The organism is Microbacterium sp. PAMC21962 (assembly GCF_019443465.1).
GTDB classification, from domain to species: domain Bacteria; phylum Actinomycetota; class Actinomycetes; order Actinomycetales; family Microbacteriaceae; genus Microbacterium; species Microbacterium hominis.
Window position 1 is genome coordinate 2,085,255 of sequence record NZ_CP080381.1, and the last position, 17,815, is coordinate 2,103,069.

Sequence of the window (17,815 nt, forward strand, 5' to 3'; positions counted from 1 at the left end):
TTGACCCGAGCTCGCCGGTTCGTCAAGCATCGATGCCGAAACGACACCGACCGTCGCGTCAGGCGGTGCGCCGCTGCGCCTGGACGAGGGGATCCGGCACGGGAGAGGAGGCGATCAGCGCCGACGTGTACGGATGCCGCGGCGCGCGCAGCACCTGCGTGCGCCGCCCCTCCTCCACGACCCTGCCGTGCTGCAGGACGACGATGCGATCGCAGAGCTCGTCGACGACCGCGAGGTCGTGACTGATGAACAGACACGCGAAGCGCAGCTCCCGCTGCAGTTCGCGCAGGAGCTCCAGCACGGTCGCCTGCACCGACACGTCGAGTGCGCTCGTGGGCTCGTCGGCGATCAGCAGCCGCGGACGCAGCGCGATGGAGCGCGCGATCGCGACGCGCTGACGCTGACCGCCCGACAGCTCGTGCGGATACCGGCGTCGCCAGGCGGCGGGAAGGCCCACGGCATCCAGGAGCTCGGCGACGCGCGTGTCGAGCGCGGCGCCTCGCAGCCGCGCGTGCACGCGGATGGGTTCGGCAACGGCGTCACCGACGGTGCGGCGCGGATCGAGCGCGGCGGTGGAGTTCTGGAACACGACGCCGACCTGGCGCTTCACGGCGACGGCGCGACGTCCGCTGACGGCGCGCAGGTCGACGCCGCACACGCGCACCGTCCCGGCCGAGATGGGCGTGAGGCCCAGGGCGCAGCGCCCGATGGTCGACTTGCCCGACCCCGACTCCCCCGCCAGCGCGACGATCTCGCCCTCCCGGACGGCCAGCGTGACATCGTCCACCGCCGCCACCGCGTGCCGGCCCCGCCCGTAGACGACCGACAGGGCGTCGACGTCGAGCACGACGGTGCTGCCGGAGGGATCGTCGCGCTCGGGCGCGCCGAGGCGCGGCACCGCGGCGAGCAGCCGGCGCGTGTAGTCCGCGGTCGGCGCCGAGAACAGCTCCTGCACGCCCGCCGCCTCCTCGACGAGGCCGTCGTGGAGCACGACGACGCGGTCGGCGATGTCGGCGACGACGCCCATGTCGTGCGTGATCATGATGATCGCCGTGCCGACGCGGTCGCGCAGCCGACGCAGCACGTCGAGCACCTCGCGCTGCACCGTCACGTCGAGCGCCGTCGTCGGCTCGTCGGCGATGAGGATCTCCGGGTCGCACGCCAGGGCGATCGCGATCATGACCCGCTGCGCCTGGCCGCCCGACAGCTGGTGCGGGTAGCTGGAGAGGCGTTTGCGGGGCTCGGCGATCTCGACCATCTCCAGCAGCTCGATCACGCGGGCCCGTCGCTGGGCCCGCGTCATCTCCGGCCGGTGCACGATGAGCATCTCCTCGATCTGCGCGCCGATGGAGAACACGGGATCGAGCGCACTGCCCGGATCCTGGAAGATCACGCCGATGCGCGTTCCGCGGACGGCCTCGCGCCGGGCCGGCGTCATCGTGAACAGGTCCTCGCCGTCCAGCAGCGCCTCCCCGCGCACGACGGTGTTGCGCGGGAGCAGCCCGACCAGCGCCAGCGCGCTCACGCTCTTGCCCGATCCCGACTCGCCGACCAGGGCGAGCACCTCACGGCGCTCGAGCGCGAACGACACGCCCCGGACGGCCTGCGTGGTCTCGCCGCCGGTGACGAAGTCCACCGCCAGGTCGCGCACCTCCAGCAGCGACGTCACGGCGCGACGTCCTCGTCGATGTCGGCGTCGCGGTACGCCTGCCAGTCGGCGAGCATCTTGCGGTGGTAGCCCATCAGCCAGATCATGTAGCGTCGCGCGTTCTGCAGGCGCGTGCGGGGTCCGGAGGCGGCATCGGGGAGGATGTCGAGACCGTACTCGATGGTCGAGGTGACCCGCCGCGCGTAGTCGCGCTCCCCGGCTAGGAAGCTGCCCCAGACGTCCTCCTCGACGCGGAAGTAGCGGTTGCGATCGCCGGGCAGCGAGTGCGGCTTCAGGAACCCGAGGCTCACGAGGGCGCGCGTGGACATCGAGACGGCCCCGGCGCTCGCCCCGAGCATCTCGGCGATCTGTGCGGAGGACAGGAACGGTCGGTCGACGATGAGTAGCAGGCCGAGCACCCGCCCGTCCATCCGCGGGTTGCCCGCCGCGCCCCACGAGAAGGCGAAGTCCTCGACGAACGTGCGCGCCTCTTCACTCAGCTGCTCCGCCTGACGGTCGGTCTCCTCGCTCATAGCGACATCCTCTCCAATACCGTCCCCGGCTCCGGGAGCGCCATGGCCGCCTCGAACACGGCCTGGGGCCACATCGTCATGCCGCTCCACACGATCGATTCCACCCCACCGCCGGGCGCCTTCGCCACCTCGATCGGCTCGCCGGTCGCGCCGAAGCCGTCGCGGCGCGCCTGGTGCATGCGTCCGGAGGCGTCGACCTCGACCTTCTCGGCCGCGCGCGCGGGATCGTCCGCGACCGGGTGCAGCGCGAAGGTGGCGCCCCCCAGGTGGGCGATGTCGAGCACGCTCCACAGGCTCGCGAACCGTTCCTCCGGCAGATCGGCGCGCGCATCGGCATCCGCGTGGGTCAGGGCGAGCCGGATGATCGCCATCGCCCCGGTGGCCAGCAGGTCGGCCGGGCCGTCGATGGCGTTGGTGAAGACGCTGACGGCGATCCCGTCCTCGGCATCCAGCCAGGTGCGCGTGATGTGCCCCGGGTAGCCGCCGCTGTGTCCGACGAGGCGGCGTCCGCCGAGGGTGTGCAGTTCGAAGCCGAGGCCGTAGTCCCGCGTCACGCCCCCGATGTCGATGCGCGAGTGCGCGTGCTGGGCCTGGCGCTTGCTGTCGTCGGCGAGGAGGCGATCGTCGCCGAGCGCGTGGGCGGCGATGTAGGCGGTGGTTTCCGCGGCCGTCGAGTACCAGCCCGTCGCGGCGGCGAGCGCACGCGTGTCGACGTGACCGATCACGCGACGCTCGCCGTCGGCCAGTCGCGCCGTGTGACCCGCGGCGTACTCGCCCTCGCGAGCGCCCTGCCAGTCCGACCCCGAGCGCACCAGACCCAGCGGCGTGCAGATGTGCGTGCGGGTGTACGCGTCGTAGTCCACGCCGGATGCCGCCTCGATGACGAGCCCCAGCAGCCCGTACGCGATGTTGGAGTACTTGAAGAACTCGTTGCGCGCGAACACCCGCCCCTCCGCGCGGCAGATCTCGACCAGGCGCGCACGATCCGGGAAGGGCCCGCCGCGCTGCCAGTAGTCGGCGTCGCGTCCGTCGCGGACGACACCGCCCTGATGCGCGAGCAGCTCACGGACGGTCACCGCCGAGAGCTCGGTGTCGACGAGCTCGGGCACCCAGGCGGCCACGGTGTCGTCGAGACGGAGATCACCGCGTTCGGCGAGCTGGAGCACCGCGGTCGCGGTGAAGGTCTTGGAGTGCGACGCGATGCGGAACAGGTGCGCGCCGGTGAGCGGGGTTCCGCTCGCGGCGTCGGCACGGCCCCACGCGAAGTCGAGGACGAGCTCGCCGTCGACGCGGATGGCGGCCTGGATGCCGGGCACCTCCCGCTGGGCGCCGAGGAAGGCGAACCACCGGGCCGCGTAGCGCGCGGCATCCTCGACGGCTCGGCGTCGACGTGCGGCGGTCTCGTCGTCGGAGGGGGAGGCGGAGGCGGTCACAGACGACGTCCTTTCGGGTCGAGCGCATCGCGGAGGATGTCGCCGAGGGTGATGAGCGCGAAGACGGTCACGCTCAGGAAGAGAGCGGGGAAGAAGAGCATGTGCGGGGAGGTGCCGAAGTACGACTGGGCGTTCGCCATCTGCAGCCCCCACGAGATCGACGGCGCGCGCAGGCCCACGCCGAGGAAGGTGAGGGTCGACTCGGCGACGATGATGCTGCCGACCATCGTCGCCGTGATCGCGAGCACCGGGCCCAGCGCGTTGGGGACCACGTGCGTGAGGAGCGTCCGGGTGTGGGAGATTCCCATCGCGCGTGCCGCACTGACGTAGTCCGTCCGCCGCACGGTGCGCACGGAGGTGCGCACGAGCCGCGCGAGCGTCGGCCAGCTGAACACCGCGAGCACGACGGCGACCACGAGCGGCGTGCGCTCCCCCACGCTGTTGAGCACGATGATCGCGCCGAGGATGAAGGGGAAGCCGAGGAAGACGTCGGTCAGGCGGGAGATGATCGCGTCGGCGATGCCGCCGTAGTAGGCCGCGACGGTCCCGACGACGATCGCGATGACCAGCGCGATGACCGTCGCGGTCAGGCCGATGAACAGCGAGGTGCGGGTGCCGTGGATCACGTTGGCGTAGACGTCGCAGCCCTGCAGGTCGGTGCCGAACACGTGCGCGGCGCTCGGCGGCTGGGCGCTGTCGCGCAGCGTGCACGCGCGGGGGTCGGGCTGGCCGAAGAGCCCGCCGATGACCGACGGGAACAGCGAGACGAGCGCGAGCACCGCGAGGATCGTGGCGCTGAGCCAGAACAGGACGCGACGGCGCAGGCTCATCCACACGCCGCGGCGGACGGTGATGTGCTCGAGGGCGGTCACAGCGGTCTCAGTCATGACGGCTCCGGGGGTCGAGCAACGCGTTCAGGAGATCGACGAGCACGTTCAGCACGAGGAAGATGAGGATCAGCGTCGTGCCGACCCCCACGATCGTCGGTCCCTCGTGCGTGCGGATGGCGCCGAAGAGGAGCTGTCCGATCCCGGGGAGGTTGAAGATGCCCTCCACCACGACGGCGCCGCCCAGAAGGAACCCGAGGTCGATCGCGACGAACGTCAGCACGGGCGCCACCGAGTTGCGCATGACGTGCAGTCCGACGATGCGGCGGCGGGGCATGCCCTTGGCCCGCAGGGTGCGCACGAAGTCGGAGTCCATCGAGTCGACGACGCTGCCGCGCATGAGCCGGGTGATCGAGGCGAGACCGAAGAGGGCGATGACCAGCGCCGGCAGGAGGTAGGACGCCGGCCATCCCGCATCGGTGCCCGCGATGGGGAACCAGCCGAGCTGCAGTCCGAAGACCAGCTGCGCGGTCACGGCCACCACGAACACGGGGATCGACGTCGCGAGGATCGTCCCGAAGAGCACCGTGCGGTCGATCGCGCTGTCGCGGCGCAGACCCGAGAGCAGGCCGAGGGCGACGCCGAGCACGACTTCGATCACCCACGCCGTCAGCGCGAGCGTGATCGTGACCGGCCACCGCGACGCCATCCGATCCGCGACCGGCACACCGCTGAAGGTCGTGCCCAGATCTCCGGAGAACAGCCCGCCCAGGTAGCGCAGGTACTGCTGCCAGAGCGGCTCGTCGAGGTGGAACTGCGCCCGCAGCTGGGCGACGACGTTCGCCGGGAGGGGCCGGTCTCCGCCGAGGGCGGCGATCGGATCGCCCGGCAGGGCCCACACGGTGGCGTAGATGATGAAGGTGACGCCGATGACGACGATGACGAACTCCGCCAGGCGTCCCCCGATGCGCCGCGCGCCGATCATGCGAGCCTCCGCCGGACCGTTGCGAACAGCGCCGCGAGCTGCACCCCGACGAGGGCCTCGACCGGAACGGGCGGCAGGTCGGCGTGCGGGTCCTCGGCGAGCCACCGCTCCCACTGCGCCGCGAGGGCGTCGCGTGCGCGGCGGATGTCGGCGGCGGCCGTGCCGGCGTGCACCTCGGCATCCAGCGCGCGACGCAGGATGCCGGCGAAACGCAGCCGGAAGGTGCGCACGACCTCGGTGTTGCCGAAGACCTCCGCGACGGTGGCGGGACGATCCGCGGCGGCCGTCGCCGACCGTCGCCGCTCGGCGACGGCGACCGCGCCCATGCCCGGCGCGAACGCCTCGCTGGCGCGCAGGAACGGCGAGTCGATCGTCAGCAGCGGGCGCACCGCGTCGAGGGTGCCCGTCAGCAGCGCGTGCAGTTCGTCGAGGTGGTCGGCCTTCGTGCGCAGCACCTCGCGGTAGGCGAGGTCGGTGGCGGTCGTGTCGGCGGCGTCCGGGTGGATCCAGTAGGGCAGCTCGGCGATCATCGTGGTCGTCCCGTAGCGCTCGAGGTAGTCGGCGGTGCCCGCCCCGCCCGCGCGGGCGTCGAGGCCGAGGCCGGACGCGAGGCGGTGATCGATCAGCTCGCGCGTCAGCGGTGCCCGGAAGACGGCGTCGGCCAGCGGCGTCAGTCCGTCGAACTCGGGCTCTCCGACGTCCAGCGGCAGCCCGAACGCGGCGGGGATCGCGCTGAGCTCGCGGGCGAGCGCGGGGTCGGCGTCGTTGGTGTAGAAGTAGACGCCGCCGAACTCGCCGTTGTGCAGGCCGACGAACACGTCCGGCCGGACGCGGTCGAACAGCCCCATCAGGGCGAGCGTCTCGGGGATCGGGGCGTCGAAGCGCGCCCCGCGGTAGGCGAACGGGAACGACCACTCCACCTGCTCGGACGGCGCCGGCCGGTAGAAGCCGCGGTAGTAGTCCGCCCGGCGAAGCGGCGGGGCGAACCAGCCCTCGTTGAGCCGCGTGCCGTCGGGGTCGGCGCACGGGACGAGATGCCACGTCGCGCCGCGGGAGTGCTCGGGCTCGGTGAGCAGCAGGCGGGCGAGCCGCTGGACGGTGCGGAAGCCGATCGGCTCGTTGGGGTGCACGCCGGCCGCGACCACGACCTGCGCCGGCCCGTCGCCGATGGTGATCACGTCGATGGGCGCACCCTCGCGCGAGTGTCCGATGACCGATGCCGTCGCCCGGTCGGGATGCGCTCGGCACAGCTCCTGCAGATCGGCGCGCAGCGCGTCGACGGTGGGGAAGCCGTCGATCGCGTCGGCGGCACCGGGAGCGGCGGCGGGGAGGAAGGTCATGAGCGCTCTCGTCTGGAACTGGAACGGCCCCGCAGGGGGGTCGAGGGCGGGTGCGGCCGGGGCGGGTGCGGAGCGTCGGGCGGGACGCTCCGCACCCCGACCGTCATTCGGTGAGGACGATCGACCGGTAGGTGGGGTTGCCCACCGGCGAGGTGACGAGCTGTGCGACGCGCGGGGAGGTGACGTAGGAGTACTTCTCGAAGAAGAGCGGCACCGCCGGGAACTCCTTCTGGATGATCTGCTGCACGGCGGCGTAGGCGGAGCCGTCGGTGGACAGATCGGCGTCGGCGGCGGTCATCGCCGAGGCGACCTCGTCGCTGTACCAGGGGATGCAGTTGGTGCAGCCGCCGCCCTTGATGAAGAAGACGCGCAGCGTCGCCTGCTGGCTGGGGTAGAGGGCGCCCCACCGCGAGAAGAACGGACCGGTGATGTTCTCGTCGTTGCGGTTCTGCAGGAACTCGGCCCAGTCGGCGCTCGGGGTGGCCGTCGCGTCGATCCCCAGGTTCTGTCGGAGCTGGTTCGCGATCGCCTGGTAGAGCGGGTCCAGTCCGCCGCCACCGGGGTAGTAGATCTCCATCGGGCCCGAGAACCCGCCGGCCTCGGCCAGCAGCGCCTTGGCCGCCTCGGGGTCGAAGGAGCAGTAGTCGCCGCAGATCCCGGTGGGCGTGCCGGGCTCGATGGCCGGCGTCCACGCCGTCGCCGGGGCGTACGTGCCGCCGTAGATCACGTCGATGATCGCCTCGCGGTCGATCGCCATGGAGATCGCCTCGCGCACACGCACGTCCTGGTAGGCGGAGTTCCACAGGGGCAGACCCAGGAACGAGATGCCGGGCGCCTCGAACGAGTACAGACGCTGCCCGAAGTCGGCCGACGCCTGCGTGAGCTTGGAGGCGGGGACCCCCGCGACGTCGAGGTTGCCGGCGAGGACGTCGGTGTAGGCGGTCTCGCTGTCGGTGTAGGGCACGAACGTGATGCGGTCGATCGTGGGCTTGTCGCCCTTGTAGGCGCTGTAGGCGTCGAGGACGATCGGCTCGTTCTCGACGTAGTCCTGCGCGAACTGGAAGGGACCGTTGCCGACCGGATGCGTGTTGTAGGCGGTGAAGTCCGCGAACGCCGAGGCGGGCATCGGGAACATCGCGGTCTGCGCCTGCGTCACCTGCAGCGGGAACTGGCTGTCGGGACCGATGAGGGTCACCGTGAAAGTGAGGTCGTCGACGACCTTCAGCCCGGACATCTCGGTCGTGGACGGCGTGCCGGATGCCGGGTTGAGGTCGGCGTAGCCGACGATGTTGGCCAGCTGTCCGGAGTTCTCGAACGCGTTCGGACCGTACGCCACCGCGTTCCACGAGTCGACGTAGCTCTGCGCCGTCACGGGGGTGCCGTCCTGGAAGGTCCAGCCCTCGCGCAGGGTGACGGTCCAGGTCGTGGCGTCCTGGGACTCGATGGACTGGGCCTGGACGTACTCGAGCGAGCCGTCGGAGTTCAGGAATGCGAGCGGCGCCCACACCGCCATGTTCACGTCGTAGGCGACGGATTGGCGGCCCGGGACGATCAGCTGCGGGTCGGTGGAGGCGACGCGGATCTCCTTCTTCTGATCCGCGCCGGAATCGGACGGTGTCGCACTGCAGGCGGACAGTGCGAGGGCGGCGGCGACGACCGTGGCCGCCGCGGCCAGGAGCCTCTTGTTCATGGTTTCCTCATTGCGGGTTGCGGGACGGGTGAGGTGCTGCGCCTCACCGGCGAGGAGCAGGACCGGCGAGATACCCACACAGTAGAGGCGAAAGCTTTCGAACTTTCAGTACGTAATGAAACCTTTACAACCACGAAATCGTCGGAGCGGTCGGCGGCGCGACTTCTAGACTTCTCCACATGAGCACCCCCGACGCCGCGGCATCCGCTCGGCGCACCCCCGCGACGCACGCCGTCCCGGTGCACAAGGTGCTCAACAACAACGTCGTGATCGCCGTCGACGAGTCGGGGCGGGAGCGCGTGCTGATGGGACGGGGGCTCGCCTTCGGGTTGAAGCCGGCCGACGTGCTCGATCCCGCCAAGGTGGAGAAGACGTTCATCCTCGACACCGGCGCGGACGGCGAGCGCGAGCGGCGCCTGCTCACCGACGTCCCGTATCCCATCGTCGAGGCCGCCACGCGGGCGGTCGACGAGGCCGAGCGCCGACTCGGCCGCGATCTGGGACGGCGGTTCACGATCGCCGTCATCGACCACGTCGCCTACGTGATCGAGCGGCTGGACAAGGGGATGCGGATCACCACGACCTCGATGCCCGAGCTTCGCGTGCTCCACCCCCAGGAGTTCGCCGCCGCCGAGCACATGGCGGGATCGATCGCGACGAGCCTGGACCGCGAGCTTCCCGCCGAGGAGGCGGTGTTCCTCACGATGCACCTGCTCAACGCCACCCGCGACGAGCCCAACGGCACGGCCGCGCTGCTGTTCCGCCGCGTGCAGCACGTGGTCGAGGTGGTGGAGCACTCGCTCGGCGTGCGCCTGGACGTCGACGGCCCCGACTACGCGCGGTTCATCCTGCACGTGCAGTTCCTGCTGCAGCGGCTCGTGAGCCGCACCATGCTCGCGAGCGGCGACACCTCGTTCTTCGAGTTCGCCAAGCACAGCTACCCGCGCTCGTACGCCATCGCCGAGGAGGTCAAGGCGTACGTCGGCGGCGCGACCGGGTCGGAGCTGACCGACGAGGAGCTGCTGTACCTCATCGTCCACGTCGAGCGCCTGAAGAGTCAGATCGCCCCTGGCGCTGAACCCGACCCTGTGGTAACTTGATCGCAGATCCCTGGATCGTTACCGCATCAGCGGGCGAAACCTGGACTCACCGAGAGCTTCGGCACTCATCGAGTCCAGGTTTTTTTGTTGCCCGGGCAGAGGTGCCCGGGCCTTCCACACACAAGGAAAGGCGAATCCGATGGCGGATTACGCGAAGACCGCGGCCGGCGTGCTCGCCGGCGTCGGCGGCGAAGACAACGTCAGCTCGCTCGTGCACTGCGCGACACGTCTGCGCTTCGTCCTCAAGGACGAGAGCAAGGCGGATGCCGCGGCGGTCAAGGCCACCCCGGGCGTCATCACCGTCGCCCAGGCGGGCGGCCAGTACCAGGTGGTCATCGGCAACGACGTGCCCGAGGTGTTCGCCGAGATCGGCAAGGTCTCCCGCTTCGGCGGGGGTCACGACGCCGCGGCCGAGGACACCGGGCCGAAGGGCAACCTGTTCAACCGGTTCATCTCGATGATCTCGGCGATCTTCACCCCCGTGCTGTGGACCCTCGCCGGCACCGGCCTGCTGAAGGCGTTCCTGTCGGCCGCCGCCACGTTCGGCTGGATCGACGCCACCTCCTCGACCTACCTCGTGCTCAACGCGCTCTCGGACGCGTTCATCAACTTCCTGCCGATGGTGCTCTCGATCACCGCGGCGCGCTACTTCAAGGCCAACGAGTGGACCTCGCTCGCGATCGCCGGCGCCCTCGTCTACCCGACGGTGGTCGCGGCGAACGGAGCCCCCGACCTCACGTTCTTCGGCATCCCCTTCACGATGGTGAGCTACGTCTCGAGCGTCATCCCCATCATCATCGTCGTGTGGCTGCAGTCGCACGCCGAGAAGTTCCTCTACGCGAAGCTCCCCGCCGCGATCCGCCGTTTCGTCACCCCGATGATCGTCGTGCTCATCGCCGTGCCGCTGGTGTTCGTCGTCATCGGCCCGATCTCCGACCTGCTCTCGCAGGGCGTCGGCAACGCGGTCAGCTGGGTGTGGGATGTCGCCCCGTGGGCCGGCGGCGCGATCATGGGCGGCCTGTGGCAGGTCTTCGTCATCTTCGGCCTGCACTGGGGCCTCGTTCCCGTCTTCCAGGTGGAGTTCCAGACGACCGGCCAGATCCTGCTGCTCGGCCCCGTGTTCGCGGCCGTCCTCGCGCAGGCCGGTGCCGTCGCGGGCGTGTGGGTGCGTGCGCGCAACAAGAACCTCAAGTCGCTCGCCGCCCCCGCCACCCTGTCGGGCTTCCTCGCGGGCATCACCGAGCCGGCGATCTACGGCCTCAACCTCCCCCTCAAGCGCCCGTTCGCCTTCGGCATCGTCGGCGGCGCGATCGGCGGCGCGATCATCGCCCTCGGCGGCGTGTTCTCGAAGTCGTTCGTCGTCCCCTCGGGTCTGGCCGTGACCGGGCTGCTCGGCAACGGCAACATGGTGATGCTGGGCCTCGGCCTGCTCGTGGCCATCGTGCTCCCGTTCCTGCTGGTCGTGCTCATCGGCTTCAAGGAGCCCGCCGAGGACGCCGCGACGGAGGCTCCGGCCCCCGCCGCCGCCAACGACGTCACGGTGCTCTCGCCGATCGACGGCACCGTCATCCCGCTCAACGAGGTGGCCGACGCCGCCTTCGCCGACGGCGCGCTCGGTCAGGGTGTCGCGATCCAGCCGCGCTCGGGCGCCGTGTACGCCCCGTTCGACGGCACCGTGGTCGCCGCCTTCCCGACCGGCCACGCGTTCGGGCTGCGCCACGCCGACGGCACCGAGGTGCTGATCCACATCGGCCTCGACACCGTCAAGCTCGGCGGCGCGCACTTCTCGGTGAAGGTCACGACCGGCCAGCAGGTGGCCGCCGGCGATCTGCTCGTCGAGTTCGACGGCGACGCCATCGAGAAGGCCGGGTACGACCTCACCACCCCGGTCATCGTCACCAACCCCGACCTCTACCCGGCTGTCGCGGATGCCGCGTCGGGCCCGATCGCGCACGGCGAGCCGCTGTTCACCGCGGTCTCGGTCGACTCGGTCGCGGCGACGAAGTGACCCCCGGCGACGTAAGGAGAACCACCATGACCACCACCGCACCCGCCTTCCCCGACGGCTTCCTCTGGGGCGGCGCCACCGCCGCCAACCAGCTCGAAGGCGCCTACGACGCCGACGGCAAGGGGCTGTCCGTCCAGGACGTCATGCCCCGGGGCATCGTCGGCCCCCGCACGGCCGCGCCGACGCCGGACAACCTCAAGCTCGTCGGCATCGACCACTACCACCGCTACGCGGAGGACATCGCCCTCTTCGCCGAGATGGGGTTCAAGACGTACCGGTTCTCGATCGCGTGGAGCCGCATCTTCCCGAACGGCGACGAGACCGAGCCCAACGAAGCGGGACTCGCGTTCTACGACCGCCTCCTGGACGAGCTGGAGAAGTACGGCATCGAGCCGCTCGTGACGATCTCCCACTACGAGACGCCGCTGCACCTCGCCGAGACGTACGACGGTTGGACCGACCGCCGCCTCATCGGGTTCTACGAGCGCTACGCCCGCACGCTCTTCGAGCGCTTCGGCGCCCGCGTGAAGTACTGGCTGACGTTCAACGAGATCAACTCGCTCCTGCACGCCCCCTTCATGTCGGGCGGCATCAACACGCCGAAGAGCGAGCTCAGCGAGCAGACGCTCTACCAGGCCATGCACCACGAGCTGGTCGCGTCGGCACGCGCCACCCGCATCGCGCGGGAGGTCGCACCGAACGCGCAGATCGGCTGCATGGTGCTGTCGATGCCGGTCTACCCGCTGACCCCGTCGCCCGCCGACGCGCTGGCGGTCATGGACTTCGACCACTCGAACCTGGTCTACGGCGACGTGCACACGCGCGGCGCCTACCCGGGCTACTTCCTGCGGACCCTCCGCGAGAAGGGCATCGAGCTGGAGATCACCGACGAGGACCGCGAGGATCTCCGCAACACGGTCGACTTCGTGTCGTTCAGCTACTACATGTCGGTCGCCGCGACCGCCGACCCCGCCAAGAAGGTCGCCGGCGAGGGCAACATCATGGGCGGTGTGCCCAACCCCACGCTCGAGGCGAGCGAGTGGGGCTGGCAGATCGACCCCGTGGGGCTGCGCATCGTGCTCAACCAGTTCTGGGACCGGTGGCAGAAGCCGCTGTTCATCGTCGAGAACGGTCTGGGCGCGAAGGACGAGCTGGTCGAGATCGACGGCGTCAAGACGGTCGCCGACGACTACCGCATCGCCTACCTGAACGACCACCTGGTGCAGGTCGGCGAGGCGATCGCCGACGGCGTGGACGTGCTCGGCTACACGACGTGGGGCTGCATCGACCTCGTCTCGGCATCCACCGCGCAGCTGAGCAAGCGGTACGGCTTCGTGTACGTCGACCGCAACGACGACGGCTCCGGCACGCTCGACCGCCACAAGAAGAAGTCGTTCGCCTGGTACGCCGAGGTCATCCGCACGAACGGCGGTGCGCTGACCGCATGACCCGTGCGATCTTCCTCGACGTCGACGGGACGATCCTGCAGGACGGACGGCACATCCCGCCGTCCGCGGTCGAGGCCATCCGCGCGGCCCGTGCTCGGGGACACCTGGTGTTCCTGAGCACGGGCCGCGGGACGGCGGAGCTGCACGCCGAGCTGATGGACATCGGCTTCGACGGCGCCGTCACCAACGGCGGCGCCTTCGCCAGCCTGGGCGAGCGGATCGTCTCGGCGACGCTGTTCACGCCGGAGGAGGTCGCGCGCCTGCGCGACTATCTGGCGAGCACCGGTCTGCACGGCTACTTCCAGTCGTACGACGGCCTGTTCGCCTCGGAGGGCCTGGCGGAGCTGCTCGCGGAGCGGTTCACGGCGGCGGGCTTCCCGTCCAAGTCGTTCCACGACGACGCTCAGGTCGACGACACCCTCATCGCGAAGCTCGTCTTCCTCACCGACGACGAGGATGCCGCCGCCCGCGCGCTCACCGAGCTCGCGGAGGACTTCGAGGTCGTCGGCGGGACCATCCCCGTCGCCTTCGCCGCCTCGGGCGAGGTCGCACCGCGCGGCGTGCACAAGGGCGCGGCGATCCAGGCGCTGCTGCGCGAGCTCGACCTCGACCCGGACGACGCCGTCGGCATCGGCGACAACTGGAACGACGCGGAGATGTTCGCGGTCGTGGGCACCTCCATCGCGATGGGAAACGCCGTCGACGGCGTGAAGGCGCTGGCCGATCAGGTGACGACGGCGATCGACGAGGACGGCCTGCGCACCGCGTTCCGCCGCAACGGGCTGATCTGACGCGGTCGTACACTGACGCCATGGTGCCGTTAGACAACCTCCTGGCGTTCACGCTGGCCGCCCTCGTCCTGATCCTCATCCCGGGCCCGGCGGTGCTCTTCTCCGTCGGTCGCACCCTCGCACTGGGACGCACCGGCGGGCTGCTGAGCGTCGCCGGGGTGAGCCTCGCGCTCATCCCGATCGTCGCGCTCGTCGCCGTCGGGGTGGGCGGTGTCGTGGCGCAGTCGGTGGTGCTGTTCACGGTGCTGAAGATCGCGGGCTCGCTGTACCTCGTGTACCTCGGCATCCAGGCCATCCGTCACCGCAAGGATGCCGCGAGCGCTCCCGATCCGACCCGGCTGCCCACCGGCCACGGCCGGCAGCTCTGGCAGGGCTTCGTCGTCGGCATCACCAACCCGAAGACCATCGCCTTCTTCGTCGCCGTCCTCCCGCAGTTCGTCGACCTGCACGCCGGATCGGTGCCGCTGCAGCTCATGGAGCTGGGCGTCGTGTTCGCCGTCCTCGCCCTCGTCTCCGACTCGATCTGGGTGCTCGCCGCCGCCGCGGCGCGCGCCTGGTTCGCCCGCTCGCCGAAGCGCATCGAGAGACTGACGGCGACGGGCGGTGGGCTCATGATCGGCCTGGGCGGCATCCTGCTGGTGACGGGCCCGAAGCACTGACGGATCCGGGGACAATGGAGGGGTGACTCCTCCCCCTTCGCGCCGCCGGATCGTCTTCATCGACATCGACGGGACCATCCTCGAACACGGGGCCCGGATGTCCCCCTCCACGCCGGTCGCCATCGCGACCGCCCGCGCGAACGGCCACCTCGTCTACCTCTGCACGGGACGATCGGCCGGCGACATCAACCCCCGCGTCCGCGAGATCGAGGTGGACGGCGCCATCACCAACGGCGGGGCGTTCGCCGTGCGCGGCGACGAGCAGATTGTGGCCCACCTCATGCCCCGTCCGCTCGTGGACCGCATGGTCGCCTACTTCGAGGAGCAGGGCGCGCACTACTTCCTGCAGACCGATCGCAGCGTCTACGTGAGCCCCGGCGTGCTCGAGCACGCGCAGCGCTTCCTGCGCGCCCACCCGCCGGTCGACCCGCGCGGCGAGCACGCGGCGGAGACGGAGGATCTGGCCCTGCTGAACCACTACCGTCCGCTCGACGAGGTCGACCTCGACACGGTCGTGAAGGCGACGTTCCTCAGCACCGCGAGCGACACGCTGTCGCGCGCGGCCGAACAGCTCGGCGACGAGTTCCACGTCATCCCGGGATCGATCCCGCTGCCCGGGGGCTCGAACGGCGAGATCTGCCAGCAGGGCGTCAACAAGGGCGCGGCGATCCTCGAGGTGCTGGAGGTGCTCGGCATGGATGCCGCGGACGCGGTCGGCATCGGTGACAGCTGGAACGACGTCGAGATGTTCCAGGTCGTGGGCACCGCCGTCGCGATGGGCGGCGCCGATCCCGAGCTGCAGGCGATGGCCGATCTGGTCACCACCGGCGTGCTCGAGGACGGGGTCGGCAACGCGCTGGCCCGCCTCGGCCTGATCTGACCGGGGCACGACTCCGAGTCGAAACGCAGAGGAGCGCAGCGACGAGTCGAAACGCAGAGCTCAGAGGAAGATGTCGGGGAACAGCTCGTCGTCGGGCGTGCCCGGTGTCGCCGCGTAGCGGGAGAAGTCCGTCACCCCGGCCTCCCGCAGCACCTGCTCGACGATGAGCGTCTGACCGGTGCGCTCACGCGCCGGGCGGATCAGCACCTCGTACGCGGCGTCGGCGTAGACCTCGGGCGTGCGGCTGACCTTCATCATCCGGTCGCCGCCGAGCGCGAACTGCACGGCCGCCGTCGCGATCGTCGTCTCGGGCCACAGGGTGTTCGCCGCGATGCCGTCGCGCGCGAACTCCGCGGCGATCCCCAGCGTGGCCATCGTCATGCCGTACTTCGCCAGCGTGTAGCCGGTATGGGCGCCCAGCCAGCGCGGCGTGATGTTCAGCGGCGGCGACAGCGACAGGATGTGCGGGTTCTCGGCATACTTGAGGATCGGCACCGCCGCACGGCTGAGCATGAACGTGCCGCGGACGTTGACGTCCTGCATGAGGTCGTACTTCTTGGCGGCGAGCTCGATCGACCCCGACAGGTCGATGACCGACGCGTTGTTGACGACGATGTCGATGCCGCCGAACTCCCCCTGCGTCTTCAGGACGGCGGCCGTGATGTCGTCGTCGTTGCGCACGTCGCCGACGATCGGCAGCGCCCGACCGCCCGCGGCCTCGATCGCCTCGGCGGCCGAGTGGACCGTGCCCTCGAGCTTCGGATGCGGGGTGTCGGTCTTGGCCAGGAGGGCGATGTTCGCGCCGTCGCGGGCGGCGCGCAGCGCGATCGCGAGGCCGATGCCGCGGCTGCCGCCGGACATGAGGATGGTCTTGCCGGCCAGTGTCATGCGTGTCCCCTGTCGTGCGTGGTCTTGGCGGAGGCCGCGGCGAACGCGGCGACGCGCGCTGCCGCATCCGGGGTGTCGAAGCTCGCGCCGATGGTGCGCGCCTCATCGTCGAGGTTGTCGGCGAAGCGGCGGCGCGCGCCGGCGCGCACGAGCCGCTTGGCCTGTCCGAAGGCGGCGGTCGCGCCGTCGAGCCAGAGGCGCGCGATCTGCTCGGCGCGGGCGGCCGGGTCGTCCGCGACCTCGGTGACCAGCCCCCACTCCAGCGCCGTCGCGGCGTCGATGGTCAGGTCGTCGAGGAGCATCCGCAACGCGCGGGTCTGCCCGATCGCCGCCGGCAGCAGCGTCGAGACGCCGAGGTCGGGGGTGAGGCCGATGTTCGCGTACTTGCTGACGAAGCGGGCACGGTCGCCGGCGACGATGTAGTCGGCGGTCAGCATGAGCCCGAGTCCGCCGCCGGCGACGGCGCCCTGCACCGCCGCGACGATCGGGATCCCGGACTCGACGAAGGTGCGGATGCCGTCGTGGATCACGTGCGCCATCGCCGTGATGTCGGCGCCGCTCGAGCCGGAGGCGGCCATCTCGACGACATCGCCGCCCGCGCAGAACGCCGGGCCCGCGGCATCCAGGAGCACGGCGCCGACCGACGGGTCCGCCGTGATCTCGTGGGCGAGGTCGCGCCAGCGCGGGCCCATCTCGAAGCCCATCGCGTTCAGCGATGCGGGCCGGTTGAACGTGAGCCGCGCGAGCGCGCCGTCGCGGGTGTGGATGATCGAGGCGGTCATTTCGGCGCCATCCGGATCGCGCCGTCGAGGCGGATGGTCTCGCCGTTGAGGTAGCCGTTGCGGACGATCTCCGCGACGAGGCTCGCGTACTCGTCGGGCCGTCCGAGGCGGGCGGGGTAGGGCACCTGCTGACCGAGGCTCTGCTGCGCCGCCTCGGGCAGGCCCGCGAGCATGGGCGTCTCCATGATGCCGGGGGCGATCGTGACGACGCGGATGCCGTGGCGCGCGAGCTCGCGGGCGATCGGCAGCGTCATGGCGTGCACACCGCCCTTGCTCGCGGAGTAGGCGGGCTGGCCGATCTGCCCGTCGAAGGCCGCCACCGAGGCGGTGTTGACGATGACGCCGCGATCACCGCCGTCGGTGGGCTCCGTCGTCGCGATGGCGGCGGAGGCCTGCGCGATCACGTTGTAGGTGCCGATGAGGTTGACGCGCACGATGCGCTCGAAGTGGGCGAGGTCGCTCGGCGACCCGTCGCGCTCGAGCACCTTGGCCGGCGGGGCGATGCCGGCGCAGTTGACGACGACACGCAGCGGCCCCTGCGCGGCGGCCGTCTCGACGGCGGCGGCGATCTGCGTCGGGTCGGTGACGTCGGCCGCCACGAAGGTGCCGCCGAGTTCCGCGGCCCGCTCGGCGCCGGCAGAGGCGCCGAGATCGACGATCACGACGTGGGCGCCCGCGTCGGCGAGCCGTCGTGCCGTGGCGAGGCCGAGGCCGCTGGCCCCGCCGGTGACGAGCGCGGATGCGCCGGCGATGTCCATGGATTCTCCTTCGAAGTCCGGGCCGCTCCCGTCGCTCAGCGACGG

The 17,815-nt window shown here is 70.7% G+C and carries 16 protein-coding genes; 6 read left to right on the forward strand and 10 right to left on the reverse strand.

Translation table 11 applies throughout. The features are described from left to right. Nucleotides 1–58: 58 nt before the first annotated feature. The 7 genes from KY498_RS10005 to KY498_RS10035 form a co-directional block, all read right to left on the reverse strand. On the reverse strand, nucleotides 59–1,669 hold the full coding sequence (locus tag KY498_RS10005) for an ABC transporter ATP-binding protein (RefSeq protein WP_191009464.1): 1,611 nt from the start codon (nucleotides 1,667–1,669) through the stop codon (nucleotides 59–61). Continuing rightward, complete coding sequence (locus KY498_RS10010) at nucleotides 1,666–2,181, reverse strand: GbsR/MarR family transcriptional regulator (protein ID WP_060959302.1); 516 nt, start codon at nucleotides 2,179–2,181, stop codon at nucleotides 1,666–1,668. The genes KY498_RS10005 and KY498_RS10010 overlap by 4 nt, the downstream gene beginning before the upstream one ends. Continuing rightward, nucleotides 2,178–3,614, reverse strand: coding sequence for a serine hydrolase (locus tag KY498_RS10015; RefSeq protein WP_191009463.1), 1,437 nt, complete (start codon nucleotides 3,612–3,614; stop codon nucleotides 2,178–2,180). Before KY498_RS10015 ends, KY498_RS10010 begins: the two co-directional genes overlap by 4 nt. After that, nucleotides 3,611–4,501, reverse strand: coding sequence for an ABC transporter permease (locus KY498_RS10020; protein WP_101305430.1), 891 nt, complete (start codon nucleotides 4,499–4,501; stop codon nucleotides 3,611–3,613). The genes KY498_RS10015 and KY498_RS10020 overlap by 4 nt, the downstream gene beginning before the upstream one ends. After that, on the reverse strand, nucleotides 4,494–5,426 hold the full coding sequence (locus tag KY498_RS10025; protein WP_101305429.1) for an ABC transporter permease: 933 nt from the start codon (nucleotides 5,424–5,426) through the stop codon (nucleotides 4,494–4,496). The genes KY498_RS10020 and KY498_RS10025 overlap by 8 nt, the downstream gene beginning before the upstream one ends. Continuing rightward, nucleotides 5,423–6,766: a M14 family zinc carboxypeptidase gene (locus tag KY498_RS10030; RefSeq protein WP_191009462.1), complete on the reverse strand. Its 1,344-nt coding sequence runs from the start codon at nucleotides 6,764–6,766 to the stop codon at nucleotides 5,423–5,425. Before KY498_RS10030 ends, KY498_RS10025 begins: the two co-directional genes overlap by 4 nt. A 103-nt stretch (nucleotides 6,767–6,869) precedes the next feature. Next, the gene (locus KY498_RS10035; RefSeq protein WP_060959297.1) at nucleotides 6,870–8,456 is read right to left on the reverse strand and encodes an ABC transporter substrate-binding protein; all 1,587 of its coding nucleotides are present in this window, start codon (nucleotides 8,454–8,456) and stop codon (nucleotides 6,870–6,872) included. A gap of 179 nt (nucleotides 8,457–8,635) precedes the next feature. Here KY498_RS10035 and KY498_RS10040 point away from each other — a divergent pair, with 179 nt between their 5' ends. The 6 genes from KY498_RS10040 (at nucleotide 8,636) to KY498_RS10065 (ending at nucleotide 15,342) form a co-directional block, all read left to right on the forward strand. Then, nucleotides 8,636–9,556, forward strand: a complete 921-nt coding sequence (locus KY498_RS10040; RefSeq protein WP_082734122.1) for a PRD domain-containing protein — start codon at nucleotides 8,636–8,638, stop codon at nucleotides 9,554–9,556. Nucleotides 9,557–9,695: 139 nt separating this feature from the next. Continuing rightward, nucleotides 9,696–11,564 (forward strand): beta-glucoside-specific PTS transporter subunit IIABC, encoded by a 1,869-nt coding sequence (locus tag KY498_RS10045; RefSeq protein WP_060959296.1) that lies wholly within the window; start codon nucleotides 9,696–9,698, stop codon nucleotides 11,562–11,564. 26 nt (nucleotides 11,565–11,590) lie between these two features. Then, the gene (locus tag KY498_RS10050) at nucleotides 11,591–13,012 is read left to right on the forward strand and encodes a glycoside hydrolase family 1 protein (RefSeq protein WP_060959295.1); all 1,422 of its coding nucleotides are present in this window, start codon (nucleotides 11,591–11,593) and stop codon (nucleotides 13,010–13,012) included. Beyond that, on the forward strand, nucleotides 13,009–13,803 hold the full coding sequence (locus KY498_RS10055) for an HAD family hydrolase (protein ID WP_101305424.1): 795 nt from the start codon (nucleotides 13,009–13,011) through the stop codon (nucleotides 13,801–13,803). The genes KY498_RS10050 and KY498_RS10055 overlap by 4 nt, the downstream gene beginning before the upstream one ends. A gap of 20 nt (nucleotides 13,804–13,823) precedes the next feature. Further along, the gene (locus KY498_RS10060) at nucleotides 13,824–14,462 is read left to right on the forward strand and encodes a LysE family translocator (protein ID WP_191009461.1); all 639 of its coding nucleotides are present in this window, start codon (nucleotides 13,824–13,826) and stop codon (nucleotides 14,460–14,462) included. A gap of 22 nt (nucleotides 14,463–14,484) precedes the next feature. Further along, a complete protein-coding gene (locus KY498_RS10065) occupies nucleotides 14,485–15,342 on the forward strand; it encodes a Cof-type HAD-IIB family hydrolase (protein ID WP_060959292.1) in 858 nt (285 codons plus the stop codon). A gap of 60 nt (nucleotides 15,343–15,402) precedes the next feature. On the opposite strand, the gene KY498_RS10070 is transcribed toward KY498_RS10065, so the two are convergent. Genes KY498_RS10070 through KY498_RS10080 form a run of 3 tightly spaced genes read right to left on the reverse strand, consistent with a single transcriptional unit; the run spans nucleotide 15,403 to nucleotide 17,770 of the window. Further along, nucleotides 15,403–16,230, reverse strand: a complete 828-nt coding sequence (locus tag KY498_RS10070) for an NAD(P)-dependent oxidoreductase (protein ID WP_191009460.1) — start codon at nucleotides 16,228–16,230, stop codon at nucleotides 15,403–15,405. Then, nucleotides 16,227–17,012, reverse strand: a complete 786-nt coding sequence (locus KY498_RS10075) for an enoyl-CoA hydratase/isomerase family protein (protein ID WP_191009459.1) — start codon at nucleotides 17,010–17,012, stop codon at nucleotides 16,227–16,229. The genes KY498_RS10070 and KY498_RS10075 overlap by 4 nt, the downstream gene beginning before the upstream one ends. Continuing rightward, nucleotides 17,009–17,770: an SDR family NAD(P)-dependent oxidoreductase gene (locus KY498_RS10080; protein ID WP_191009458.1), complete on the reverse strand. Its 762-nt coding sequence runs from the start codon at nucleotides 17,768–17,770 to the stop codon at nucleotides 17,009–17,011. The genes KY498_RS10075 and KY498_RS10080 overlap by 4 nt, the downstream gene beginning before the upstream one ends. Nucleotides 17,771–17,815 lie beyond the last annotated feature (45 nt).